Source organism: Rhodanobacter hydrolyticus (genome assembly GCF_044904645.1).
This window is the reverse complement of record NZ_JADIKK010000008.1, coordinates 4,265,977-4,291,142: the sequence shown is the minus strand read 5'-3', so window position 1 is coordinate 4,291,142 and position 25,166 is coordinate 4,265,977. Positions and strand designations below refer to the sequence as shown.

Below are 25,166 nucleotides of genomic sequence, written 5' to 3'. Positions count from 1 at the left end.
TCAGACAGGAATCAAGCACGCAAGTTCAGCGTTGCCGCCAAGTCTAGCGATTCCTTGCTGACGCATGGCTAGCATGGGGACGACGCGCAGCCGGCTCAAGCCGGTACGGCGGTCGGCAAACCCATTAACTGCTGGCGCTCGGCCAGCAAGCGTTCGAAGGACACCACCGGCAGCGGCCGGCAGAACAGATAACCCTGCAGTTCGTCGCAAGCCTGTTCGCGCAGGAAGGCAAGATGCGCTTCGGTTTCCACGCCCTCCGCGACCACGGTGCGCTTGAGCCGGTGCGCCATCTCGATGGTGGCGCGTACGATGGCCTCGTCGTCCGGATCCACGCCGATGTTGCGCACGAAGCTCTGATCGACCTTGATGCGATCGGCGGGCAGCTTGCGCAGGTAGTCCAGCGAAGCGGCGCCAGTGCCGAAATCGTCGATCGCGATCCCGCAGCCCATGCGGTGCAGCGCCTGCAGGTTCTCCACCAGGTTCGGCGCGGCCTTGATGCTGATGCTTTCGGTGACTTCCAACTCCAGCAGCGCGGGATCGAGGCCGGTTTCCTGCAAGGCGCGGAACACCGTGGCGGGCAGCTTGGGCTCCATCAGCTGCAGCGCAGACAGGTTCACGCCCAGACGCAGGCGCAGCCCGTAACGTTGCTCCCATTCCTGGGCCTGCCGGCAAGCGGTACGCAGCACCCATTCGCCGATGGGCACGATCAGCCCGGTTTCCTCGGCCAGCGGCACGAATACCGCAGGACTGATCGGCCCGAGGTCGGGGTGCTCCCAGCGCAGCAGCGCCTCCATGCCCACGATGTCCTCGCTGCCGGTGTCCACCTGCGGTTGGTAGACCAGCCGCAGTTCGCCGTTGCCCAACGCATGACGCAGGCGCGAGCGCAACGCCATGCCATGCTCGCGCGCGTACTCCGGGCTCACTTCGTAGATGCGATAGGCGTTGCGCCCCTGGTGCTTGGCCGCGTACATCGCCTCATCGGCGTGCTTCAGCAGGGTTTCCGCATCGGATGCGTCATCGGGAAAGAAGCTCACGCCGATCGACACAGCGACCTGCAGATACACGCCATTTTCCAGTTGCAGCGGCTCGGCCACCGTCTGCAGGATCTTCTCGGCGATGCGCTGCACGTCATCGCTCTTCACGATGTGGCGCACCACCACGGTGAACTCGTCGCCGGCATAGCGTGCGACCGTGTCGGACGCGCGCACGCTGCCACGCAGTCGACGGGTGATCTCCTGCAACACCTGATCGCCGGCGGCGTGGCCATGGGTGTCGTTGATCACCTTGAAGTGGTCGAGGTCCACGAACAGCACGGCAAAGCATTCACCATTGCGCACGGCTTCGCGCAGGATGGATTCCAGCCGATCGGCGAACAGCAGCCGGTTCGGCAAGCCGGTAAGTGCGTCGATCAAGCCCTCGGCCCGCCCCTGCTCGCGGGTCAGGCCCAGTTCCAGCCCTTGCGCGAAGCGTGCCGCCGCGCAGCGCAGCAGCGGTTCGACGATGGCCATGTCGCCGAAGCCACGTCGGGTGCCGGCCAGCATTGCGCCCAGCACCACACTACGCTCGTCCAGCAATGGAATGCCCACAAAACCGGACAGCCCAAGCAACGGCAGAAGCGGGTCGTCTGGCACCCGTTGTTGCGCGTCACTGCGGCAAAGCACCGGCTCGCCGGCCAACACGTGTTGCAGCAGCGCCTGCGACTCGACCGCCGGCCAAGCTGGCTCGGTTCCGTTCCACAGCTGCAGCAGCGGCACCGGGAACTCGCCGCCGTCCTTGCGCAGCGGCCACACCGCGAAGTAATCCAGCGCCATCTCGTCGAACAGCAACCGCGCAGTGGCATCCCGGGTGGCGCCACCGCCGCCGGTGGCGAAGATGCGCGCGAGCAAGGCCAGTGCCTTCTCCGCCGCGCCGGGAGCTGGCGCAGGACGCGCCATCGACACCGTGGGCGGGTGTTGCTTCCAGCGCATCAACAACTCGGTCTCTATCTGCGCAGCATGCAGCCAACCGGCGATATCGCCGGGCAACTGCGCTGGCTGCAACGATGCCCCTTCGTCGAGCACCGCCAACAGAGGGACGTCTTCGCAGGCCTTAAGCGTGCGCAGTTGCTCGCAGCACTGGCGGGCCTGCGCCGCGTCGTCGCCGAGCACGGCCACCATCAGGTCGAGCGACTGCCGCCCTTCCAGCACGATCGCCGCGTGCTGTGCATCGCGCGCACTGTGGATGTGCCGACAGCCCGCTTGGTCGAACACGTCGAACAGGCGGCGGCGCAGATCGCGCCGTTCGGCGAGAACAAGGATGCCCTCGCTCATGCCTGCCCACTCAACCAGCGGCCATCGCGCAAACGCAGGCGCGCAGGCGCCTCGGGCTCGCCATCGACGCATGCGATCTGGTCGCCCAACTGTTCGACGAGAGCCCGCGGCGCATTGAGCAGCACCACACGACGCAGGTGCCCAGTGGTGGCGCGCGCCAGTTGCCGCAGCAAGGTGAGATCGGTCGCAGCCAAAGGCAACTCCACCTCCTGCAACAGGTAGATGCCGAAATGCATGCTCTGCTGCATGTAGCGCAGCGCCTGGCCGAGGCGCTGCGCATCGGGAACCCTCGCATAGGCATCGCGCAGGCTGGACAGTCCCTGCCCGGGCTGCCAGAGGTAGACCGCCTGCCCGCTATGCCTGGCAATACTGCGGAACTGCTCCAGCAAGGCCTCGCCATCGCGGCTGCGCAGAGCCACCACCCCGGCCGGCGCGGCCAGGATGCGCTCGAACACGTCATGACCGGAGGACGGCATGGGCATGCGCATCAAGGATGTCATCGCGGTTTCCTGGGTAATCCGGCGCCGGCAACCGGCGTCACCCTGCATTCTCCACGGTTTATGCCCATTCTGCGCATTGGCCGGTGCCGCGAATGGCGAACCGCTTCACATTCGGGGGTGCATCTCGCATTCCACCACACGGAACGGTATGGTTCGGGTTCCCACCACCACCCCACTCCGGCCATGTTCGAAGGACTGCGCTTCAACCACTGGAAGACGAGCCTGGACGAGCACGGCATCGTCATGCTTGGCCTCGACCGCGCCGGCAGCAGCGTCAATGCGATCAGCCGCGCCGTGCTGGACGAGCTGGGCCAGATCGTCGAGCGACTGGCCATCGAAAGGCCGGCAGGCGTGATCGTGCATTCTGCCAAGGTCGCCGGCTTTGCGGTGGGGGCGGACATCAAGGAATTCGTGGAGTACGCCAAGCAAGGCAGCGTGCTTGAGAGCATCGAGAACGGCCAGCGCGTGTTCGATGCCCTGGCCCAACTGCCCTGTCAAACGGTAGCCGCGATCCATGGCGCCTGCATGGGCGGAGGCACCGAGCTGGCGTTGGCCTGCAGGCAGCGCATCGCCGCAGACGACGACAAAACCAGGATCGCCCTGCCCGAGGTGATGCTCGGCATCCATCCCGGCTGGGGCGGTACGGCACGCCTGCCGCGACTGATTGGCGCACCCGAGGCGCTGCCATTGATGCTTACCGGCAACGCCTCGTCGGCCCGGCGCGCGTTGACGCTGGGAGTGATCGACCGCGTGGCACCGCCCGACGAGCTGCTGGCCGAAGCGCGCGCATTGTTGCGCCGTCCGCAGGCACGTCCGTTCGCGCGACGGGCCAAAGCGTGGCTCACCAATTCATGGCCGGCGCGGCAGATACTCGCTCCGATGGTGATGAAGCAGACAGCAGCCAAGGTGCGCAGGGAACACTACCCGGCACCATTCGCAATGATCGATGTGTGGCAGCGTGGCGGCGGGGACATCAAGCAACGGCTGAAGCTTGAAGCCCGCTCGGTGGCGAAACTGGCGCAGACGCCCACTGCGCGCAACCTGATCCGCATCTTCTTCTTGCAGGAGCGGCTGAAGAATCAAGGCACCGGCGCCGAGCATGGCATCGGTCACGTACATGTGGTGGGCGCCGGCGTGATGGGTGGCGACATCGCAGCGTGGGCAGCGCTCAAGGGCTTCGACGTGACCTTGCAGGATCGCGAGATGAAGTTCGTCCAGCCTGCGCTGGATCGTGCATTCAAGCTCTACGAAAAGAAGCTGAAGACGCCGGAGAAGATCGAGGCCGCCACGCGCCGACTGCGCGCCGATGTGGAAGGCGTCGGCGTAAAGGACGCCGACCTCGCCATCGAGGCGATTTACGAAAATGCCGAGGCCAAGGAGGCGCTGTACGCTGCCATCGAGCCGCAATTCCAGGACGACGAAATCCTCGCCAGCAACACTTCAAGCATTCCGCTGGACGAGCTGCGCAAGAAACTCAAGGCGCCGCAACGTTTCCTCGGTCTGCACTTCTTCAACCCGGTAGCGCAGATGCCGCTGGTGGAAGTGGTGCGCCACGACACGTTGGATCCCGCCATCGAGAGGCGCGCACTGGCCTTCTGCAAGGCCATCGGCAAGCTGCCGGTGGCGGTGAAAGGCACGCCCGGCTTCCTGGTCAACCGCATCCTGGTGCCCTACCTGCTGGAAGCGTTGCGCCTGTACAACGAAGGCGTGCCCGGCCCGGTACTGGACAAGGCAGCCACGCAATTCGGCATGCCGATGGGACCGATCGAACTCGCCGACACTGTGGGTCTGGACGTGTGCGCCTCGGTGGGCAAGGAGCTGTCACCCTTCCTCGGTCTGGAATTGCCGCCTGGCCTGGAGGAAAAGCTCGATGCCGGCAAGCGCGGCAAGAAGGACGGCCAGGGCTTGTACGTGTGGCAGGAAGGCAAACCCATCAAACCGGAGGTCGATCCCGACTACCAGCCCGCGCCCGACCTCACGGATCGCATGATTCTGGCCATGGTGAACGAGGCCGTCGCCTGCCTCGCCGACGGCGTGGTGGACGATGCCGACCTGCTCGATGCCGGCGTGATCTTCGGTACCGGCTTCGCGCCGTTCCGTGGCGGCCCGATCCAGTACGTGCGCAGCGAGGGCGCGGACAAGGTAAGGGCAAAGCTGGAGCAACTGGCGCAGCGCCACGGCGCCCGCTTCACGCCCAAGGAAGGCTGGGATCATCCGGCCCTGGTGGCTGTCACCGACTTCGTCTGAAAGACGGCCCGCATCAAGACGCAAAACGCCCGGTCATGGCCGGGCGTTTTGCGAGCGCCAGCGGTTCACCAAACCAGATCGTCCGGCACACCGTCGTCGTCGCGGGCAGCGTTCGGATCTATCAACAAAGCCAGCTGATGTTCGTCGATCGCCCGCACCTGCTCGGCGATTTCGCGGGCAACCAGCAGATAACGTCCCGCCTGCTGCACCACGGCCAGCTCGCCGGCGTTGAGCGCCACCAGTTGGGCAGCATCGACGTGAATACGGCGGATCTTGCCGCCGTATTCAAAGTTGCGTACCTGATCGGTCTCGGCCTTGTTCAAGACTTTGCCGTCCAGCAATTGCTGGATCTTCTGCTTGCGCTCACGGCGCGCGCGCGCCTGTTCCTCGGCTTCCTGCTGGGCACGCTTGCGTTCGTTCGCCTCGGTTTGCGCCCGGATCGCGTAGGCCTTGGCGAGATCGATCTCTTCCTGGTTGCGGCGCGAAGACGGCGGCTTTCCGTCATGGCCTTGCGGCTTTCCGCCATGACCCTGCGGCTTTCCGCCATGACCTTGAGGCCTGCCAGTCGGCCTGCCTTTGCCCTCGTTGCCGCGCTTTTCCTCGCGGATTTGCTTGACGAGGCCGCTCTTCAGCAGCTGATCGCGCAGGGATTCGCTCATGCTCGTGGTTCCAGTGATGCTCGATGCTTTTCAATTGCGACCATCCATGATCGCGGAGATCGTATGGGCGGCCTTCCTCGCCGCACTTTTCAATTTTCCGACCATCCACGATCACGGGAATCAAAGGTTGGTCGTCATTGGAGACATGTATCAATAATGCGGCGGCGGCGGTTCGTTGTGCGGATCGGAAGCCGAACCGAGGCGCACGCTCTGCAACTCCTGCCGCAGCAGATGCAGCAGCCGCTCCAGTTCGACGATGCGCATCGCCTGTTCGGCATCCGCGGCGGCCAGAGCCTGCACGGTATCGTCAATGAAGGTCAACCGCACCTCCAGATCCGCAAGGCGCTGTTCTATGGCGTCCATCAGCGCACCGCCTGCAGGCTGCGACCGCGGCCGATACCGTAATACGCGAGGCCCGCCTCCTCCACCGTCGCCGGGTCGTAAAGGTTGCGGCCGTCGAAAATCGCCGGCGTTTTCAGCACGGCGCGGATGCGCGCGAAATCCGGGCTGCGGAAGGCCTTCCATTCGGTAACGATGGCCAAGGCATCGGCGCCCTGCAAGGCATCCCACGCATGCTCGCACAACACCAGATCAGCGCGCTCGCCGTAGATGCGCCGGGTTTCGCCGCGCGCCTCGGGATCGAAAGCCTGCACGTTGGCACCGACCGCCCACAGCGCTTCCATCAGGCGGCGGCTGGAGGCTTCGCGCATGTCGTCGGTGTTCGGCTTGAAGGCCAGTCCCCACAGGGCGATGGTCCGGCCGCGCAGATCGCCATTGAAGTGGCGTGCGATCAGCTCGAACAGCTTGGTCTTCTGGTCGCGGTTCACCGCCTCGACTGCGCCGAGCAGGCGCGCCTCGTAACCCGCGCCGCGCGCGGTACGTTCCAGCGCCTGTACATCCTTGGGAAAACACGAACCGCCATAGCCCGCGCCCGGATAGATGAAGTGATAGCCGATACGCGGATCGGCGCCGATACCCTGGCGCACCTGCTCCACGTCGGCACCCACACGTTCGGCGATATTGGCGATCTCGTTCATGAAGCTGATCTTGGTCGCGAGCATCGCGTTGGCGGCGTACTTGGTCAGTTCGGCGGAACGCTCGTCCATCACCACGATACGCTCATGGTTGCGGTTGAACGGCGCGTAGAGCTTGCGCAGCAAGGCCACCGCACGCGCGCTGGAGCTGCCGATCACGATGCGGTCCGGACGCAGGCAATCCTCCACCGCGTCCCCCTCCTTGAGGAATTCGGGGTTGGAGACCACGTCGAACTCGACACCGACACCGCGCGCCGCGAGTTCCGCCGCAATCGCCTCGCGCACGCGATCGGCCGTGCCCACCGGCACAGTGGATTTGTTCACCACCACGGCATGGCGCTCCAGGTGCTGGCCGATGGTCCCGGCCACACCCAGCACGTACTTGAGATCGGCGCTGCCGTCCTCGTCAGGCGGCGTGCCCACCGCAATGAAGACTATGTCGCCGTGCGCGATGCCGGCCGCGGCGTCGGTGGTGAAATCAATCTGGCCGTCCGCGTGGTTGCGCTTGACGATGGGCTCAAGGCCAGGCTCGTAGATCGGGATTTCTCCACGCGCCAGCCGGTCGACCTTGCCCGCGTCGATATCGACGCACACCACGTGATTGCCCATCTCGGCAAGGCAGGCACCAGTAACCAGGCCGACATAGCCGGTACCGAAGATCGTGACTTTCATCGTGCGGTCGATTCCCGGAAAACGCGAGCGCGCATTCTAACGCGCGATGGTTACAGCAACGGGAAAGCGAGAGGGCGCGAATCGCTTCGCGCCCTCTCGCCATGGACTGAGCAACAGCGCTTACTGGCCGCTGTCGCCACCGCCGGGACCGCCATTGCCGGCAGGGGCAGCCGGAGTGGGCTTGGTGCTGACCAGCGTCACGTCGAAGATCAGCGTCTCGTTGGGCTGCATCGGCGGCTGCGGCTCGGCGCCATAGGCCAGGCCCGCCGGGATGTACAGCTTGTAATGGCCGCCCACCTGCATCAGCTGCAGGCCTTCGCGGAAGCCCGGGATCACGCCGCTCAGCGGGATTTCGGCCGGGGCATCGCCGTGCTTGGACGAAGCGTCAAACTCGGTACCGTCGATAAGGGTGCCGGTGTAGTTGATCTTCACGGTGTCGCTCGGGCCCGGGCGGGCGCCGGTGCCCTGGCTGATGACCTGGTACTGCAGGCCCGAGGCGGTGACCTTCACGCCGGGCTGGGTACGGTTCTTGGCGAGGAAGGCATCACCTGCAGCCTTGTTCTTGGCTGCCTCCTGTGCCCGCTCGGCCTCGTAATTGGCCTTGACCCTGGCCATGAAGGGCTTCATCACCTCTTCGGCCTCGGCATTGGTCATCGTCGGCTTCTGGCCGGAGAGCGCAGCCTTCACCGCGTTCGCCACGGCATTGGGGTCGAGCTCGGCGCGCATCGGCTCCGGAATCTGCCCAGCCAGCTGGTAGCCCACCACGTAGCTGGCTTTGGCCTTGTCGACCGTGCCAGGGGCACTGCTAGCCGCTTTGGCGGTTGTCTGGGCGGCGAACGCACCCGCCGACAGGCCCAGCGCCGCGGTCATCGCCACCGCCGTCAGCGTAGGACGCAGAAAATGCTTCATTCGGAACTCCCTCGTGTTTGGATATGCCGGTGCCGCCGGCCGGGCCCCTACTGCAGGGGCATGGTCGCCCATTGTGGGGTTCCCGCGCCGGGCTTGCAATCGGGTGCAGTTGCGACAATCAAGCAGGGAAAAGGTTCAGCAGCCCCGGAATTCAGGGGGAATGTTCGGGCGCTGGCGGCTCCGGCTTGTCCAGCGTCTCTTTCAAGGCCGCCTGCAAGCGTGCGTGCAGCTTAACGAGCGTGCGCCAAAGCACTACCGCCAGCACCACCAGCGCCACCAGCAGCGACAGCGCCACCCCGCGCGGCGGCAGGATCGCCGACCCCAGTGCACCGACCAGCAATGCCAGCGCGAACAGCGTGGCCAAGGGGATCATCCGCGCCAATACCTTGCGGATCGCATGCGTGTACGCACCCGTGTAGCGCTCGCGTATGCCCAACTCGGCCAGCAGCATGCCGAGTGCCTCGGCCTTTCGATACACCGCGATCAGCATCGGCAGCGACAGGAACAATGCGCAAGCCCAGATCAGCGCGTGGCGCAGGTCGCGCTGGATGCCGAACCGCGAGAACCAGTCCCAACCGTGCGCATTCACGTAGGCACCGATCACGAACAACGTGACCACCAGCAACACGTTGATCGCGATGTGCCACAACAGGCGCCGGAACATCGCCGCCAACGCGGCGTTCTCGTTCACCGGCCCGAGGTTTTCCAGCCAGCCGCTGTAGCTGTCCAGCAGTACGTGCAGCGGTCGCGGCACGATGCGCGCCAGACCATCGGCGACACGATCGGACGACCGGTTGAGGTAGGGCGAGGCCGCCATGCACAGCACCGAGACCGCGACCGCGATGGGATACAGGAAGTCGCTGGTCACATGCAGCGACAGGCCCAGTGTGGCGATCACGAACGAAAACTCGCCGATCTGCGCCATGCCCAGACCCGATCGCAACGCTGCGCGCGCGTCGTGCCCCAGGGCGAGGATGCCGAAGCTGCATGCCAGGGTCTTGCCAACGACCACCACACAGGCGATCAGCAACGCCGGCAGCGCGTATTGCCACAGCATGGCCGGGTCGATCTTCAGTCCGATCGCAACGAAGAACAGCGCCGCGAACATGTCGCGCAACGGCTCGACCAGATGCAGCACGCGCCCCACGCTGCGCGCCTCCGCCACCACCGCACCGGCAATAAAGGCGCCCAGCGCCACGCTGAAACCCATCTGCGCCGCCAGCAGGCTCGCACCGAAACAGATGCCCAGCACGCTCACCAGCAAGGTTTCGTCGCGACCGAAGCCGGCCACGTAATCCACCAGCCGCGGCAACAGCAGCAGGCCCAGGATCATGCCCACCACCACGAACAAGCCCAGGTGGCCGATCACTGCGAACGCGGTTCCCGCGTGCACACTGCCGCCCACCGCCAACGCGGTGAGCAAGGTCAGCATCACGATGGCCAACACATCCTCGGCCACCAGCAATCCGATCACCAGCTTCGCGAACGGCTCCGCCTGCTTGCCGGTGTCCTTCAGCGTGCGCGTGGCAACCATGGTGGAGGACAACGCAATGATCGCGCCGAGAAACAGGGCGTCGATACCCTTCCAGCCAAACGCGCGGCCCATGCCTGTACCCACCCACAGCATCAGCCCGACTTCCAGCACCGCCACCAGGAGCACGCCTATGCCGACTTCGCGCAACTTGCGCACGCTGAACTCCAGGCCCAGCGTGAACATCAACAGCACCACGCCAAGGTTGGAGATGTCGTCGATGGCTTGCGCGTCGGCCACCAGCATGCCCGGCGTATGCGGGCCGATCAGCACGCCGGCGAGGATGTAACCCAGCAGTACCGGCTGGCGCAGGCGCTGGAACAGGATCGTGGTGGCGCCGGCGACCAGCATCACCAGGGCGAGGTCGCGAATGAAGCCGATCTCGTGCATGTCTTCCTCTGTGCAGCTTCCAGGTCCGAAGCTTAATCGCGATGTCTTCGATGCGTCGCACTTGGCGCTCCGCGAAGCACCTCGTCGCGCTTCGACACTTGCGTGAAAATTTGTTGAAAAAAAGCTTGACGGAAATGCGAACCGTGCCTATTCTTTGCGGCTTCCAGCGGCGGGGCCATAGCTCAGCTGGGAGAGCGCCTGCATGGCATGCAGGAGGTCGGCGGTTCGATCCCGCCTGGCTCCACCAACCTAAACACGTCCCCATCGTCTAGAGGCCTAGGACATCACCCTTTCACGGTGGCGACCGGGGTTCGAATCCCCGTGGGGACGCCAAGGTTGGCTCACAACGCTGGTAAACAAAGTGGAGCGGTAGTTCAGTCGGTTAGAATGCTGGCCTGTCACGCCGGAGGTCGCGGGTTCGAGTCCCGTCCGCTCCGCCACTAACAACAAAGAAGCCGCCTTCGGGCGGTTTTTTTGTTGTTGTGCATTTGTGCACTCGTCCGTGAAGGCCAGTATCAAAAGACAGCCGCACACGGCTGCTTTTTTTACGAAGCGTCGCTACACCCTGTCGCTTTCGCGTGGCTCGAACGGTTCCAGCGTACCCACCGAATGCCCCTGCTCCGCCAGATACTCCAGCCAGCGCGCGAGAAAGCCATTCATCTGCAGGCGATGCTGGAAAACCGTGTGCGCCGGCGCGAACGGTCCAAGCACCTGCCACAGGTGCCGTCCCGGATGGCAATGCAGCGCCTCCGCCACATGGGCGTCGGTATACATGCGCAGTTGCGCCGACGGCGCGCGGCGGCCGGTGTGCGCATCGACGAAATCGTAGGTGAGCTCCAGCTCCAGCGTGTAGGGATGGCGCTCCTGCACCGACAGGTGCACGTTGAGCCTGTCGTCCACGTCCGATACGTACTGTCCCGGCGCCAGCTGCTGGGGCGCGAACAGCCGCGTCAGCCGGTGGTAATTCTCCGCGTACAGCCCCATCAGGAACTCGAAGCGTCCCGGCAGAAGACTGTGGCGATCGTCGAGTACGGCACTCATGGGGCGCTGACTACTCCGTGCGGCTTCAGTACATGGTGCGCTCGATACCGAAGCTCGCGAAGATCTTGCTCGCGATCTCCTCGATCGAGACGTGTGTGGTGTTGAGAAACGGGAGGCCGGCCTGGCGCATCAGCCGGTCGGCCTGCTCCAGTTCCCAGCGGCATTGTTTGAGCGTGGCGTAACGGCTGCCGGCCCGACGCTGTTCGCGGATCTGCGCCAGCCGCTCGGGCTCGATGGTGAGGCCGAACAGGCGATCGCGATACGGCCGCAGGCGTGCAGGCAGTTCCAGTTTTTCCAGATCCTCGTCGGTCAAGGGGTAGTTGGCGGCGCTGACGCCGTAATGCAAGGCCATGTACAGGCAGGTCGGCGTCTTGCCCGAGCGCGACACCCCCACCAGGATCAGGTCGGCCTGCGCGTAGTCCACGTCCATGCCGTCGTCGTGCGACAGCGCGTAGTTGGTGGCGTTGATGCGCGCCTCGTACTTGTCGAAATCCACCAGACCGTGCGAACGGTTGACCGCGCCGGAACGCTTGGCGCCGAGCTCCTCCTCCAGCGGACCGATGAAGGGCGCGAACACGTCCAGCATCAACGCGCCGCTGGAGGCCACGATTTCGCACAATGCGCGGTCCGCCAGGGTGTTGACCACGATGGGTCGTTCGCCGCTCTTCGCGTAGTGCGTCTTGATGCGCAGCGCGGCCGCCTCGGCCTTGCCCGCGTCGTCGACGAAGGGCAAGCGATGCTTGTCGAAGCTCACGCCCTCGAACTGCGCGAGGATGCTGTTGCCTATCGTCTCCGCGGTGATGCCGGTGGAGTCGGATATGAAGAAAACCGTGCGCTGCATGGGAAGTCCGAAGGCCGTGTCATCTGTCTGTCTCGCACCATATCGCAAGGTCCGGATGCTGTCGCCGCTTGACCGCCGCCTGACTGGTATGCAGTTGGCGCGACGCCGGCTGGCATTGGTCTTCTTGTGCCACGCACCATCGACAGCGGACAATACCAATCCTTTGCAGCCCGCTTCGGGCCTTCGCTGCGCGTGCATTCCACTCTTTATCGCCCTTCCCTCTAGGAGATTGCCTTGAACCACCTGGTGCTTTGGCTCGACCAACTGCGCATGACCGACCTTGCCAAGGTCGGCGGCAAGAACGCGTCGCTCGGCGAAATGATCGGCAATCTCGCCAAGCTCGGCGTGTCCGTGCCGGGCGGCTTCGCCACCACCGCCGACGCGTTCCAGCAGTACCTGGAAAAGAGCGGCGTAGCCAAGCGCATCGCCGCGCGCCTCGCCGACCTCAACGTGGACGACGTGGACGCGCTGACCACGGCAGGCAAGGAAATCCGCGAGTGGGTTACCGAGACGCCGCTGCCTTCCGACCTCGACCAGGCGATCCGTGATGCCTATGCCAAGCTGTGCAAGGACGCCGGCGCCGACAACATCGCCGTAGCCGTGCGCTCCTCTGCCACCGCCGAGGACCTGCCCGACGCCAGCTTCGCCGGCCAGCAGGAGACCTTCCTCAACGTGGTCGGCATCGAGGACGTGCTGCACAAGGTGAAGGAAGTTTTCGCCTCGCTGTACAACGACCGCGCCATCGCCTACCGCGTGCACCAGGGCTTCGCCCACGAGAACGTGTTCCTCTCCGCCGGCGTGCAGCTGATGGTGCGCTCGGACGTGGGCGCCTCCGGCGTACTGTTCACGCTGGACACCGAGTCGGGCTTCCGCGACGTGGTGTTCGTCACCGGCAGCTACGGCCTGGGCGAGATGGTCGTGCAGGGCGCGGTGAACCCTGATGAGTTCTACGTGTTCAAGCCCACGCTGAAAGCCGGCAAGCCTGCGGTGCTGCGCCGCAATCTCGGCGCCAAGCAGTTGCGCATGATCTATTCGAACCAGCCCGGCGAGCGCGTGAAGACCGAGGAGACGCCCGCCGAACTGCGCCGCAAGTTCTGCATCAACGACACCGACGTGGAATCGCTGGCGAAGCAGGCGCTGATCATCGAGCAGCACTACGGCCGTCCGATGGACATCGAGTGGGCGAAGGACGGCAACACCGGCAAGCTCTACATCGTGCAGGCGCGCCCGGAGACGGTGAAGTCGCGCGCGCACGCCACCCAGCTCGAACGCTTCCATCTCAGCGAGAAGGGCAAGGTGCTGGCCGAGGGCCGCGCCATTGGCCAGAAGATCGGCGCCGGCAAGGCACGCGTGATCCGCTCGCTGGCCGACATGAACAAGGTGCAGCCCGGCGACGTACTCGTAGCCGACATGACCGACCCCGACTGGGAGCCGGTGATGAAGCGCGCCAGCGCCATCGTCACCAACCGCGGCGGCCGCACCTGCCACGCGGCGATCATCGCGCGCGAGCTGGGCGTGCCGGCCGTAGTGGGTACGCACAACGCGCTGGACACCATCCCCGATGGCGCCGACGTCACCGTGTCCTGCGCCGAAGGTGACACAGGCACGATCTACGCAGGCCAGCTGAAATTCGAACGTGTCACCGCCGATCTCGGCGCGATGCCCGAAGCGCCGCTGAAGATCATGATGAACGTGGCCAACCCCGAGCGCGCCTTCGATTTCGGCATGTTGCCGAACGCCGGCATCGGCCTGGCCCGCCTGGAGATGATCATCGCCAGCCACATCGGCGTGCATCCGAAGGCGCTGCTGGAATACGGCAAGCAGGATGCCGAGACCCGCGCGAAGATCGACGAACGCATCGCCGGCTACACCGGCCCGGTCGAGTTCTACGTGGATCGCCTCGCGGAAGGCATCGCCACCATCGCCGCCTCGGTGTACCCGAAGCCGGTGATCGTGCGCATGAGCGACTTCAAGTCCAACGAGTACGCCAACCTGCTCGGCGGTTCGCGCTACGAGCCGCACGAAGAGAACCCGATGATCGGCTTCCGCGGCGCCAGCCGCTACGTCGACCCCAGCTTCGCCGAGGCCTTCGGGCTGGAGTGCAAGGCGGTCAAGCGCGTGCGCGAGACGATGGGGCTGGACAATGTGTGGGTGATGATCCCGTTCGTGCGCACGCTCGACGAAGGCCGCAAGGTGGTCGAGGTGCTGGCGAAGAACCACCTCAAGCAGGGCGAGCACGGCCTCAAGGTCATCATGATGTGCGAGGTGCCCTCCAATGCCCTGCTAGCCGAAGAGTTCCTGGAGATCTTCGACGGCTTCTCGATCGGGTCCAACGATCTCACCCAGCTCACCCTGGGCCTGGACCGCGATTCCTCCATCGTCGCCAGCCTGTTCGATGAGCGGAACCCGGCGGTAAAGAAGCTGCTGTCGATGGCGATCCAGACCGCGCGCGCCAAGGGCAAGTACGTCGGTATCTGCGGCCAGGGCCCCAGCGACCATCCCGACCTGGCCGAATGGCTGATGGACCAGGGCATCGAGTCCGTGTCGCTCAACCCGGACACCGTGGTCGACACCTGGCTGCGGCTGGCGAAGAAGAAGGCCGGCTAAACCTCACGGCAGGCGCGGCAAGCCGACCCGTCGCGCTTGCCACAGCCCCGGCCAGCACGTAAAATCGCCGGCTCGCGCAGACCACGCGACAGCTTCCGGAGAGGTGGCAGAGTGGTCGAATGTACCTGACTCGAAATCAGGCGTACGTGTAAGCGTACCGTGGGTTCGAATCCCACCCTCTCCGCCAGTAATATCAAAGCCCTACACGATCCCAGCCATGCGCTGGGATTTGTGTTTCTGGGGGGTCGGGGTCACCTTGGGGTCACCGCGGCATCCGTAGTGGTGACCCACAAATGGGTGCCACCCATCGTCAACTCGCTGACCTGACCTCCGTACACCGGCACCGCGGACACGCCATCGGTTCTGCCAAGACTCGCTGGATCGTGGGTGTACCGTCAGTCCGCGATTTGATCGGGAAGATCATTAACGCTGGCATAAATGGCTGCTACGGACGAGCAGTGCACTGCGGGGCACAGCGAGGCATCACCGGGAAAAGAATGAAGCAATGGCGTACTGCTAGCTCAGCGTATGCGGCGCCCCTGGTCGCCCCGGCATCCCAACTCAGCCACTTCGTAGTGGTCACCGGATGAACCCGTCCATGCGTCCGTCGCTATTCCTGATAGGCCGGCCCGGGCAACACATCACAGGAATCCACCTGTCTGGGCCGGAAGTCGTCGCTGGTGGTGACCCAGTGATCGCCGAGCACCGATCGGTAGCAAACCGCTGCCGAAACATGCTCCCTGGCATCGTCCAGCGCTTTCCAGTGGTCAAGCATCGGCCCCTCGCCTGGCCTCTTCATCTGCAGAAAATAGGCAGACTCCCTGGCAGCCACGGCACGCCCGTTCATGCTGCCGGTGATCATGTTGGCTTTCATCGCAGTGACATCGCCAGCATCTTTGACACAGCAGTGGCGCAACAGGTCGGTAGTGGTCTTGATGGGCGTTCCTTGATAGCTCACGGTGAACTTCTCGATCAAGGCCGGGCCGACACCGGCATTGGTAAGCCCCAGTAGCGCCACCGCGTCGCCGCTGCTGCCGACGTTGCTGGATTCGTGCCGCAGGTAAGGCCACGAGTTGGCCATGACCAACTGCTTCATGGCGTGATGGTTCTCGATGGCGATGATCATCGAAACGACGGAGAGCACCAGCGCGCTCAAGGCCAGCATCAGATCGACCAGGCTGTGTCCTGATTTGTGCGAGTGCGCGTGTACCTCAGGTTCCAGTTCCATAACCAGGCCTTGTCTTCCCGTGGGCGTTGCCGGAGCATCGAATGCAACCGGTTGAAGCGCCCGATCATCGCGACCAACGGCAGGTGCGCGCAAGGGCCGGAAGTCCCATCAACCAGGCGGTCGAAATTGTTGAAATTATTGGCGGAGCCCGCTGAAGCAACTTCGCTGCTCTTAATGCATGAGCGACGCGGAGTCCGCTTTCCGCGCCTTTGCGTAACCTTTAGCCGCAACAGCACCGAGAGGATCAAGCGATGCGTATGGCCAACGTAGGGCAGGCGGTGTTTGCGGCGACCCTGATCGCCCTCGGCACCCTGCCCTGATCGAGGCTGGTTTCACCGTGATATGACAGCCGTTGTTGGGTCGCGTCCTCTTCACCAAATCAGAGGATGCAGCCCTTTTTGATTTGAGTCACTTCTGGCCGTCCGTCGAGACCGCGTCAGGCACCAAGCACCGCATGGATGCGATGAATGGCGCCGTCATCAACCAGGGGAACGCATAGCACACCGCCGATAATCGCCAATGCCTTGTCGTCCAGCGAGGCGCTGGCGATGCCGTGTTGGCAGCGGTGCGGATTGTCCACCCCGATCTCATAGCGGGTGACGAGGCCGTCGGAAGCACGGCGTTGGTAGCGCATCTCCAGGTACGGCCACGCAGCCGGCAGGCATGGCGACAATTGCAGCCGGCTGCCCTGCAGGTGGAAGCCGAGGATGGCTTCCACGCCGGCGCGATACAGCCAGCCAGCCGAACCGGTGTACCAGGTCCAGCCGCCGCAACCGATCCAGGGCTCGACCGAATAGACATCCGCACAGGCCACGTATGGTTCCGCGCGATAGCGTTCCAATGCTGCGGCGGTGTCTGCGTGACGGATGGGATTGAGCAGGTCGAACAGTTCGCCGGCATGGTTGCCCTGCCCCAGCCTGGCGAGGGCGAATACCGACCAGACGGCGCCGTGCGTGTACTGTCCGCCGTTTTCGCGGATACCTGGCGGATAACCCTTGATGTAGCCGGGGTTCTTGTCGGTATGGTCGAACGGGGGCGTAAGCAGCCGTGCGATGCCCGCGTCAGGCATCAGCAATTGTTGACGCACGGCCTGCATGGCGGTCTCGGTATGAGCGCGGTCGCTGGCGCCGGCGAGGACGCTCCACGATTGCGCGATGGTATCGATACGGCATTCCGCGCTCTGGTGCGAACCCAATGGGGTGCCTTCGTCATAGTACCCACGCCGGTACCAGGCGCCGTCCCAACCGGCATCGCCGTCCATGGCCCCGCGCAACGCGTCGGCATGCTGGCGCCAGTGTGTGGCGCGCTTGTCCTGGCCTCGCGACTCCGCCAGCGGCACGAACGCATCGATGGTGGCGATCAGGAACCAGGCCATCCAGGTGCTTTCGCCACGGCCCTGTGCGCCGACACTGTTCATGCCGTCGTTCCAGTCTCCGGTGCCGATCAGCGGCAAGCCGTGCGCACCGGTGGTCAGGCTTGAATCGATGGCGCGCGCAGCGTGTTCATACACGCTGGCGGAATCGCTGGAAGCTTGGGGCAGATAGAACGCGTCGGATGCACCTTGCGGGATCGGATCGCCCTTCAGGAAGGGCAGCGACTCGTCGAGCACGGCCGTGTCGCCGGTGACTTCCACGTAATGCGCAGCGACGAACGGCAACCATAGGCGGTCGTCGCTGATGCGGGTACGGATGCCCTTGCCGGTGGGCGGCAGCCACCAGTGCTGCACATCGCCTTCGGGAAACTGACGGCCGGCGGCGCGCAGCAGATGTTCGCGCGCGACGTCGGGCCGGCTTGTGCACAGTGCCATGATGTCCTGCAACTGGTCGCGAAAGCCGTACGCGCCGCTGGCCTGGTAGTACGCGGTGCGCGCCCACAGGCGACAGGCCAGCACCTGGTACGGCAGCCAGTCGTTGAGCAGGAGATCCATGGCGCGATCGGGTGTGCGCACCTGCACGACATCGAGCATGGCATCCCACTGCGCGCGCACTTCCGCCAGTGCGTAGTCGATGCCCGCCTCCCGATAGTGGCGCACCAGTGCGCGCGCGTCCTCGTGCGACGCGGCATCGCCAAGGATGAACAGTAGTTCGGCCTCTCCCTCCGGCTGCAGTTCCAGCACAGCCTGCAGCGCGCCACAGGGATCGAATCCCGCCCCCGTGTGGCCGGACAGCTCACCCTGCTCGAGCAATGCGGCCGGCCGCCCCACCGAGCCATAGAGGCCGAGGAACTCCAGCCGATCGCCAGTGCAGACGGCCGCCTTTTCGCCCAGGTCGACGAAGGCCACGCGCGTACCGAACTCCTCGCGCCAGCCATTGCACGCAAACAAGGCGCCGGAGGTGTCGCGTTCGGTCACGACAAAGGGCGCGCCGGCGACGCCGTTGGCACTCAAACCCCATTCCACATAGCCGGTGACCGACAGCCGACGTGACTGCGCCGAGCGGTTGCGAAGGCGCAGCCGCGAGAGCTTCACCGTGTCGTGCGTGGGTACGCATTGCAGCAGCTCAACCTCGACGTCGTGCGCAATATGCTCGAAGCGGCTCCAGCCCTTGCCATGCGTGACGCGGTAATGCGCCGAAGGCACGCGTATCGGCGCGGCGGTGACGCTCCACAGCAGGCCGCGATCTTCGTCGCGCAGGTAGAGCACTTCGTGCGGAGTGTCGGAGACGGGATCGTTCGGCCAGGGCGTCAAGGCGTTCTGCTGGCTGTTCTGCGACCACGCATAGCCGCCGCCTTCGGCCGAGACCAGGCAGCCGAATTGCGGGTTCGCCAGCACATTGATCCACGGCACCGGCGTGCAGCGTTCGCCGATCAGCTCGACCTGATAGCTGCGGCCGCCGTCCACGAAGCCGCCCAGACCATTGTCGAATTCGCGCGACTGCGTGGCCGCCTGCGTCGACGAGGGCGCAGGTGCCGGCGGAACATGTGCGCGCTGCGAGAGCGCACCAGCCACCTTCATCGTTCCACGCAGCGGTGCCGGCAACGGTGAGGTGCTATCCAGCTCGATGCACGCGACGGTGCGAAGGCCATCGCGCAATGCCGGTTGCAAGGTCTTGTCGTCCAGCGCGAAGCATTGCGCATGCGCGAGATCCTTCGACTTGAGCTGCTCGGTCTGGGCTTTCGTCATGGGCTGCAGCACGTCGTGCAAAGCACCGTCCGCGCAGTCCAGCAACACCATATCCACACCCAATTGCATGGCCTGCCAGTAGCGCTGGGCCTTAAGCAGTTCGCGCGCGCGTTCAAGTGCGGCCTTGGTCGTCAGTCGCAGCAGCACGATGGGACGGTCGCCGGAAATGCCAGCGCTCCACAGTGCCGGCGCGCCGCCCTGCCCGCGCGCCAGCACGTCCGTCGGCGCGCGCCAGGCGATGTCTGCATAGAGCATCGGACCGACCAGGGCATCGAAGCGCGCGGCCTGTTCTTCGTCGATCTCCAACGCGCGACGTCGCGACGCACTACGGGCCTCGGCGCTGCGGAGTGCCTGATCGGCGGCACCCGGGGTTTGCAAGGAGCGCAACAGCGACAACACGCCATCGCGACTGTCGGCCAGTGCGGTCCAGAAACACAGGCTGATGTGCTCACCAGGCGCCAGCTTCACGCGGCGACGCACGCTGAGCACCGGGTCGAGCATGCAGCCGGTGCGATTGGACAGCGTCGCGCCCGCGCGCATCGCAAGCGCATCGTGCAGCGTGTGACCGCGCCCAAGGAAGCGCATGCGGTCGCTTTCGTGTGCCTCGGCGCCCGGTGCCCCGTCTTCGAGGGTCATGGCATGCGCAGCCCACATGCGCGTCTCGTCCGGCGTGCGCGGACGACGGGTGACCAGCAACGCGCCGGCATCGGCCGCCCATTCCGTCTGCACGAACATCTTGGAAAACACCGGATGCGTGGCGTCTTCGTTGGCCGGTCCCAGCACCCATTCCGCATACGACGTGAGCGAAAGATCGCGCGACCGGTCACCGTGGTTGGTCACGGTGAGGTGACGCAGCTCCGCGTCCAAATCGCCATGCACGGCGACGTCCAGCACGCTTTCGAGCATGCCGTGACAGCGCATAAAACGTGCATGGGAAGCATGGAATTCCACGGCGAATTCCTGCGCCTCTCCACCCAGCGGTTGCGTTGCGGTGGACCAGGCCTCGCCGCTGTCCTCGTCGCGCAGCAGCACATAGCTGCCCCAGGGATCGCCAACGGGATCCCCGCGCCAGCGTGTGACCGCCTGCCCGTTCCACTGGCAACCGCCCGTGCCGGCAGCGCTCACGAAGCTGGCGAGACGGCCGTTGGAAAGCCACAAGACGGGATGCGCGACGCGGGAAGACGAGGCCATGATCGGTCGGTGATCCTTCGCACGGCCAAGCTCAGGCCGCGCATGCAGAAAGAACCCGAGCCTACGGCCCGCTCAGAAATGTGGCGTGAAAGCGATGGCTAGGCGTCCTCTACACATGCTCCATGCAATGGCTGCGGCATGCTGCAAGGCGGTTCACGTCTACTGGCCCTGCATGTCAGAAAAATATTCCGCCACGCCCGCCTCTGCCGCTGCCGGCCGGCCGTCCCTCGACGCGCTGGACGACGAGTCTCTGCTCGACCGCCTGCAGCGCGCAGCCTGCGACTATTTCACCCAGGCAGGCAATCCGCACAACGGCTTGATGGCGGACACCTCGCGCGAAGGCTCGCCGTCGAGCACCGCAGTGACGGGCTTCGCACTGTCGTGCTATCCGGTTGCGGTGGAACGCGGCTGGATGTCGCGCGCCGAAGCGCTCCAGCGCAGCCTGGCGGCGCTGCGCTTCTTTCGCGCCAGCGAGCAGAGCGATCGCCCGGATGCCACCGGCTACAAGGGTTTCTACTACCACTTCCTCGACATGCACACCGGCGGACGCACCTGGACATGCGAGCTTTCGATGATCGACACCGCCATGCTGATTGCCGGCATGCTGACCGCACGTGAATACTTCGATACGGATGCCGCGGCCGAACGCGACGTGCGCGAGCTGGCGGACGAGATATACCTGCGCGTGGACTGGCACTGGGCCCAGGACGGCAAGTCCACGATACGCCAGGGCTGGAAGCCGGAATGCGGCTTCCTGCACTACGGCTGGGATGGCTACAACGAGGCCATCGTGCTGTACGCGCTGGCGGCCGGTTCGCCCGCCCATGCCATCACCGACGAGTGTTACCGCGCGTGGACGCTCACCTACCAGTGGGAAAACCTGTACGGCCACGATTTCCTCTATGCCGGACCGCTGTTCGTGCACCACTACTCGCATGCGTGGATCGATTTCCGCGGCATCCGCGACCGCTTCATGCACGAGAAACGCTGCGACTATTTCGAAAACAGCCGCCGGGCAGCGCTGGTGCAGCGCGAATACGCCCGGCGCAATCCGAACGGATTCGCGGGTTACGGCGAATCGTGTTGGGGACTGTCGGCGTGCGACGGCCCCAGTGAGGGCCGGCTGGATGCCTGCGGCGAACCGCATCGCCTGTTCGGCTATTCGGCGCGCGGCGTTCCTTACGGCCCGGACGACGGCACCGTGTCGGCACCGGCCGTACTGGCCTCGCTGCCATTCGAACCGCAGCTGGCACTGCAGGGGCTGCGCCACATGCTGGCGCAGTACCCGGAGATGCTCAGCGGGGATCGCCTGGCTGCCAGCTTCAATCCCTCACTGGCCGACAGCCATGGCCGGCCCTGGGTGTCGGATGGGCACTACGGGCTGGACCAGGGCATCGTGGCGATGATGATAGAGAATCACCGCAGCGGCTTGCCTTGGCGCCTGATGCGCCGCAATCCCTGGCTGGTGCGCGGACTGCGGCGCGCGGGCTTCCGTGGCGGTTGGCTGGAGAATGTCGCGCCGGAAACGAGCCGATGACGACTGCAGCCCCTTCCCTTCCGCAGGACGAGGTCGAGCTCCGTCGCACCGGGCACCTGCATCCGACGCAGTGGCGCAATCCGGAACCTGCATCGCGCTATCACCTGGTGGTGATCGGCGCCGGCCCCGCCGGCGTAGCCGCTGCGCGGGCCGCCGCCGCGGCAGGTGCACGGGTGGCGCTGCTGGAGCGCGCACAGATCGGCGGGACCAGCCTCAACACCGGCTGCGTACCTTCAAAGGCACTGATCCGTACCGCACGCCTGTGCGCCGATCTGCGCGACGCGGCGCGCTATGGTGCCCGCGTGTCCGATGAAACGGCGCCGCCGGACTTCGGCCGCGCGATGGAACGCATGCAGCGCATCCGCGCCCGCCTCGCCGATGACGACAGTGCGCGGCGATTGGTGGCTTCGGGCATCGACTTTTTTTTTGGCGAGGCGCGCTTTGCCGGCACCGATTGCCTGCGTGTCGACGGCACGATGCTGCACTTCGCCAAGGCGCTGATCGCCACCGGCGCGCGTCCGAACATTCCCGCGATTCCCGGCCTGGTCGAAACGGGCTACCTCACCCACGAAAACATATTCGACCTCACCACGCTGCCGCCGCGCATGCTGGTGATCGGCGGCGGCCCGCTGGGCTGCGAGATGGCGCAGGCGTTCTGCCGACTGGGTGCGAAAGTCACCCTGGTGCAGGACCGCCCGTTGTTCCTGCCGCGCGAGGAACGCGACGCCGCGCAGTTGCTCTCCGATGCACTGGCCCGGGACGGCATCGCCATCCGCCTGAACAACCGGATCACCGCCGTGCGCGGCCAGGGGGAAACGCGGTTCGTCGAGATGGTCAGCGACAACTACCACAGCACCGTCGAGGTGGACGCGATCCTCACCGGCATCGGCCATGTCGCCAACGTGGACGGATTGGACCTGGAGCGTGCGGAAGTGGAATGCAATCGCGCCTCGGGCGTGCGGGTGGACGACTTCCTGCGCACCAGCAATCCGCGCATCTATGCCGCCGGCGACGTATGCATGGAACACAAATACGCGCATGCCGCGGCGGCCGCCGCGCGCCTGGCGGTGTCCAACGCGCTGTTCCGCGGAAGCGAACGCCTCAGCCGGCTGGTGATTCCGTGGTGCACCTTCACCGATCCCGAGATCGCCCACGTCGGCCTCTACGTGCGCGAGGCCAACCGTCGCGGCATTCCCGTGAAGACCTACACCGTACCCATGCACGAAATCGATCGCGCGGTGATAGACAGCGAACGGGAGGGCTTCGCGAAGATCCACGTGCAGGACCACACCGACCGCATCCTTGGCGCCACCGTGGTGGCCCGCAACGCGGGCGACATGATCAACGGCCTCACCTTGGCGATGGAGGCCGGCCTGGGCCTGCGCAGGCTTGAGCGCGTGATCCATGCCTACCCTACGCAGGCCGAAGTGATCCGCGCCGCCACCGACGCCTACCGTGCCTCGCGCCTCACCGAACGGGTGCGGGCGCGGTTGACCCGATGGCTGGACAAGACCTGAGTGGACCCGCGGACGGCTGCCGGATCGCCGGATATGCGCCGCTATCCCTTCAACGCCTCGTCCACGATGTGCTGCGCCTCGTCCAGGATGGACTTGAGGTGCGCCTCGTCGAGGAAGCTCTCGGCGTAAATCTTGTAGATCTCCTCGGTGCCGGAGGGGCGCGCGGCGAACCAGCCGCTGGCGGTAGCCACCTTGATGCCGCCAATCGGCGCGTTGTTGCCCGGCGCATGGTCGAGCACCTGCTCGATCTTCTCACCGGCCAGCGTATCGATCTTCACCTGTTTCGGCGTCAGTTGGGACAAGCGTTTCTTCTGCCCCGCATCGGCGACCGCTTCGACCCGGTCGGCGCAGGGCTCGCCCAGTGCGCGGGTGAGTTCCGCGTACAGCTCGCCGGGGTCGCGCCCGCTGCTCGCGGTGATTTCGGCGGAGAGCAGCGCGGGCACGAGGCCGTCCTTGTCGGTGGTCCACACGGTGCCGTCGCAGCGCAGGAACGAAGCGCCCGCGCTTTCCTCGCCGCCAAAGCCCAGTGAGCCGTCGAACAGACCCTCGGCAAACCATTTGAAGCCCACCGGCACCTCGTGCAGGCGACGATCCAGGCGCTTCGCCACGCGGTCGATCAACGCGGTACTGACTACCGTCTTGCCCACGCCGACATCGGCCTTCCAGCCGGGACGATGGCGGAACAGGTAATCCACCAGCACCGACAGGTAATGGTTGGGCGGCATCAGACCGCTGCTGCGCGTCACGATGCCGTGGCGGTCGTGGTCGGTGTCGCAGGCGAAGGCCACGTCGTAACGGTCCTTCAGTCCGATCAGGCGCTGCATCGCGTACGACGAGGAGGGGTCCATGCGGATCTTGCCGTCCCAGTCCACCGTCATGAAGGCGAACTGCGGGTCCACTTCTTCGCTGACCACGGCGAGGTCGATGCCATAACGATCGGCGATCGGCGCCCAGTAGTGCACACCCGCGCCGCCCAGCGGATCCACGCCCATGTGCACACCGGCGGCACGGATGGTTTCGAAGTCCACCACGTTGGCGAGGTCGGCCACGTAGGCGCCGAGGTAGTCGTGCTCCTGCGTCGTGGAGGCGCGGCGCGCCTGTGCGAACGGCACGCGTCGCACCTGCTTCAGGCCGCCCTCCATCAATTCATTGGCACGGTGCTGGACCCAGTCGGTGATGCCGGTATCGGCCGGACCGCCGTTGGGTGGGTTGTACTTGAAACCGCCATTGTCCGGAGGATTGTGCGAAGGCGTGATCACGATACCGTCCGCAAGGCCCGTGCTGCGCCCGCGGTTGTGCGCCAGGATGGCGTGCGATACCGCCGGCGTGGGCGTGAACTCGTCACCGGCGGAAGCGCGCACTTCCACCTCATGCGCTGCCAGTACTTCCAGCGCGCTCTCGAAGGCTGGGCGCGACAACGCGTGGGTGTCGCAACCGATGAACAGCGGGCCATCGATGCCCTTCTTCTTGCGGTATTCGCAGATCGCCTGGCTGATCGCCCAGATATGCCATTCGTTGAAGCTGCGCTCCAGCGAGCTGCCGCGATGGCCTGAGGTACCGAAGGCCACGCGCTGGTCCGCCACTGCCGGATCCGGGCGCAGACTGGCGTAGGCGGCGAGCAGCTTGGGCACGTCCACCAGGATCGAGGCGGGCGCCGGCTTGCCGGCGAGCGGACTGATGTCTGTGCTCATGTGGATTCCTGCTGGGTGGGAAGCGGTGCAGTCAGCGCCATCACGGCTCCATGCAGATCCGGCGATGCTGGCTGGGCGCCTGATGCCGACATGTCAATTGCCTTGTGTCCGCCGGACGGCGAGGAGGTCGGCAAGCATGGA

16 protein-coding genes and 4 tRNA genes are annotated in these 25,166 nt (G+C 65.3%); 8 read left to right on the top strand and 12 right to left on the bottom strand.

What is annotated here, in order from left to right; translation table 11 throughout:
• Positions 1-95 precede the first annotated feature (95 nt).
• The gene (locus tag ISP25_RS21720; protein ID WP_404611641.1) at positions 96-2,309 is read right to left on the bottom strand and encodes a putative bifunctional diguanylate cyclase/phosphodiesterase; all 2,214 of its coding nucleotides are present in this window, start codon (positions 2,307-2,309) and stop codon (positions 96-98) included.
• Positions 2,306-2,809, bottom strand: a complete 504-nt coding sequence (locus ISP25_RS21715; RefSeq protein WP_404611639.1) for a hypothetical protein — start codon at positions 2,807-2,809, stop codon at positions 2,306-2,308. The genes ISP25_RS21720 and ISP25_RS21715 overlap by 4 nt, the downstream gene beginning before the upstream one ends.
• 183 nt (positions 2,810-2,992) lie before the next feature.
• On the opposite strand from ISP25_RS21715, the gene ISP25_RS21710 reads away from it, so the two are divergent.
• Positions 2,993-5,056: a 3-hydroxyacyl-CoA dehydrogenase NAD-binding domain-containing protein gene (locus ISP25_RS21710; protein ID WP_404611637.1), complete on the top strand. Its 2,064-nt coding sequence runs from the start codon at positions 2,993-2,995 to the stop codon at positions 5,054-5,056.
• A 65-nt stretch (positions 5,057-5,121) separates the two neighbouring features.
• On the opposite strand, the gene ISP25_RS21705 is transcribed toward ISP25_RS21710, so the two are convergent.
• The 5 genes from ISP25_RS21705 to ISP25_RS21685 all read right to left on the bottom strand — a co-directional run bounded on the left by ISP25_RS21705 (position 5,122) and on the right by ISP25_RS21685 (position 10,251).
• Positions 5,122-5,715, bottom strand: a complete 594-nt coding sequence (locus ISP25_RS21705; RefSeq protein ID WP_404611635.1) for a DUF2058 domain-containing protein — start codon at positions 5,713-5,715, stop codon at positions 5,122-5,124.
• A 150-nt stretch (positions 5,716-5,865) separates the two neighbouring features.
• Positions 5,866-6,078, bottom strand: coding sequence for a SlyX family protein (locus tag ISP25_RS21700; RefSeq protein ID WP_192157654.1), 213 nt, complete (start codon positions 6,076-6,078; stop codon positions 5,866-5,868).
• Entirely contained in the window at positions 6,078-7,421 is a 1,344-nt protein-coding gene (locus tag ISP25_RS21695; RefSeq protein ID WP_192157656.1) for a UDP-glucose dehydrogenase family protein, read from the bottom strand. Before ISP25_RS21695 ends, ISP25_RS21700 begins: the two co-directional genes overlap by 1 nt.
• Positions 7,422-7,541: 120 nt before the next feature.
• Positions 7,542-8,330, bottom strand: coding sequence for an FKBP-type peptidyl-prolyl cis-trans isomerase (locus ISP25_RS21690; protein ID WP_192157658.1), 789 nt, complete (start codon positions 8,328-8,330; stop codon positions 7,542-7,544).
• Between the two features lie 151 nt (positions 8,331-8,481).
• The gene (locus ISP25_RS21685; RefSeq protein WP_192157660.1) at positions 8,482-10,251 is read right to left on the bottom strand and encodes a cation:proton antiporter; all 1,770 of its coding nucleotides are present in this window, start codon (positions 10,249-10,251) and stop codon (positions 8,482-8,484) included.
• Between the two features lie 171 nt (positions 10,252-10,422).
• On the opposite strand from ISP25_RS21685, the gene ISP25_RS21680 reads away from it, so the two are divergent.
• The 3 genes from ISP25_RS21680 (at position 10,423) to ISP25_RS21670 (ending at position 10,691) form a co-directional block, all read left to right on the top strand.
• Positions 10,423-10,498, top strand: a tRNA-Ala gene (locus ISP25_RS21680).
• A gap of 10 nt (positions 10,499-10,508) precedes the next feature.
• Positions 10,509-10,584 (top strand) — tRNA-Glu (locus ISP25_RS21675).
• Between the two features lie 30 nt (positions 10,585-10,614).
• Positions 10,615-10,691 (top strand) — tRNA-Asp (locus ISP25_RS21670).
• A gap of 118 nt (positions 10,692-10,809) precedes the next feature.
• Here the strand turns inward: ISP25_RS21670 and ISP25_RS21665 are convergent.
• Both ISP25_RS21665 and ppsR read right to left on the bottom strand, forming a co-directional pair.
• Complete coding sequence (locus ISP25_RS21665) at positions 10,810-11,292, bottom strand: DUF1249 domain-containing protein (RefSeq protein ID WP_192157662.1); 483 nt, start codon at positions 11,290-11,292, stop codon at positions 10,810-10,812.
• A gap of 25 nt (positions 11,293-11,317) precedes the next feature.
• Positions 11,318-12,133, bottom strand: coding sequence for a posphoenolpyruvate synthetase regulatory kinase/phosphorylase PpsR (ppsR, locus tag ISP25_RS21660; RefSeq protein WP_192157664.1), 816 nt, complete (start codon positions 12,131-12,133; stop codon positions 11,318-11,320).
• Between the two features lie 234 nt (positions 12,134-12,367).
• On the opposite strand from ppsR, the gene ppsA reads away from it, so the two are divergent.
• Positions 12,368-14,740 carry a phosphoenolpyruvate synthase gene (ppsA, locus tag ISP25_RS21655; RefSeq protein WP_404611631.1) on the top strand — a complete coding sequence of 791 codons (2,373 nt, stop codon included), beginning with the start codon at positions 12,368-12,370 and terminating at the stop codon, positions 14,738-14,740.
• Between the two features lie 97 nt (positions 14,741-14,837).
• A tRNA-Ser gene (locus tag ISP25_RS21650) sits at positions 14,838-14,927 on the top strand.
• A 423-nt stretch (positions 14,928-15,350) separates the two neighbouring features.
• Here the strand turns inward: ISP25_RS21650 and ISP25_RS21645 are convergent.
• On the bottom strand, positions 15,351-16,061 hold the full coding sequence (locus ISP25_RS21645; RefSeq protein WP_404611630.1) for a hypothetical protein: 711 nt from the start codon (positions 16,059-16,061) through the stop codon (positions 15,351-15,353).
• Between the two features lie 343 nt (positions 16,062-16,404).
• Positions 16,405-20,280: a GH36-type glycosyl hydrolase domain-containing protein gene (locus tag ISP25_RS21640; RefSeq protein ID WP_404611628.1), complete on the bottom strand. Its 3,876-nt coding sequence runs from the start codon at positions 20,278-20,280 to the stop codon at positions 16,405-16,407.
• Between the two features lie 172 nt (positions 20,281-20,452).
• Here ISP25_RS21640 and ISP25_RS21635 point away from each other — a divergent pair, with 172 nt between their 5' ends.
• Both ISP25_RS21635 and ISP25_RS21630 read left to right on the top strand, forming a co-directional pair.
• Positions 20,453-21,817, top strand: a complete 1,365-nt coding sequence (locus ISP25_RS21635; protein WP_404611626.1) for a glucoamylase family protein — start codon at positions 20,453-20,455, stop codon at positions 21,815-21,817.
• The gene (locus ISP25_RS21630) at positions 21,814-23,334 is read left to right on the top strand and encodes a mercuric reductase (RefSeq protein ID WP_404611624.1); all 1,521 of its coding nucleotides are present in this window, start codon (positions 21,814-21,816) and stop codon (positions 23,332-23,334) included. Before ISP25_RS21635 ends, ISP25_RS21630 begins: the two co-directional genes overlap by 4 nt.
• Before the next feature lie 41 nt (positions 23,335-23,375).
• Here the strand turns inward: ISP25_RS21630 and pgm are convergent, their stop codons facing one another.
• On the bottom strand, positions 23,376-25,025 hold the full coding sequence (gene pgm, locus ISP25_RS21625; RefSeq protein ID WP_404611622.1) for a phosphoglucomutase (alpha-D-glucose-1,6-bisphosphate-dependent): 1,650 nt from the start codon (positions 25,023-25,025) through the stop codon (positions 23,376-23,378).
• Positions 25,026-25,166 lie beyond the last annotated feature (141 nt).

Bases quoted from the DNA above. Each gene is read 5' to 3' on its own strand.
- ISP25_RS21720 (WP_404611641.1), bottom strand. From the start codon at position 2,309: ATGAGCGAGGGCATCCTTGTTCTCGCCGAACGGCGCGATCTGCGCCGC.
- ISP25_RS21715 (WP_404611639.1), bottom strand. From the start codon at position 2,809: ATGACATCCTTGATGCGCATGCCCATGCCGTCCTCCGGTCATGACGTG.
- ISP25_RS21710 (WP_404611637.1), top strand. From the start codon at position 2,993: ATGTTCGAAGGACTGCGCTTCAACCACTGGAAGACGAGCCTGGACGAG.
- ISP25_RS21705 (WP_404611635.1), bottom strand. From the start codon at position 5,715: ATGAGCGAATCCCTGCGCGATCAGCTGCTGAAGAGCGGCCTCGTCAAG.
- ISP25_RS21700 (WP_192157654.1), bottom strand. From the start codon at position 6,078: ATGGACGCCATAGAACAGCGCCTTGCGGATCTGGAGGTGCGGTTGACC.
- ISP25_RS21695 (WP_192157656.1), bottom strand. From the start codon at position 7,421: ATGAAAGTCACGATCTTCGGTACCGGCTATGTCGGCCTGGTTACTGGT.
- ISP25_RS21690 (WP_192157658.1), bottom strand. From the start codon at position 8,330: ATGAAGCATTTTCTGCGTCCTACGCTGACGGCGGTGGCGATGACCGCG.
- ISP25_RS21685 (WP_192157660.1), bottom strand. From the start codon at position 10,251: ATGCACGAGATCGGCTTCATTCGCGACCTCGCCCTGGTGATGCTGGTC.
- ISP25_RS21665 (WP_192157662.1), bottom strand. From the start codon at position 11,292: ATGAGTGCCGTACTCGACGATCGCCACAGTCTTCTGCCGGGACGCTTC.
- ppsR (WP_192157664.1), bottom strand. From the start codon at position 12,133: ATGCAGCGCACGGTTTTCTTCATATCCGACTCCACCGGCATCACCGCG.
- ISP25_RS21640 (WP_404611628.1), bottom strand. From the start codon at position 20,280: ATGGCCTCGTCTTCCCGCGTCGCGCATCCCGTCTTGTGGCTTTCCAAC.
- ISP25_RS21635 (WP_404611626.1), top strand. From the start codon at position 20,453: ATGTCAGAAAAATATTCCGCCACGCCCGCCTCTGCCGCTGCCGGCCGG.
- ISP25_RS21630 (WP_404611624.1), top strand. From the start codon at position 21,814: ATGACGACTGCAGCCCCTTCCCTTCCGCAGGACGAGGTCGAGCTCCGT.
- pgm (WP_404611622.1), bottom strand. From the start codon at position 25,025: ATGAGCACAGACATCAGTCCGCTCGCCGGCAAGCCGGCGCCCGCCTCG.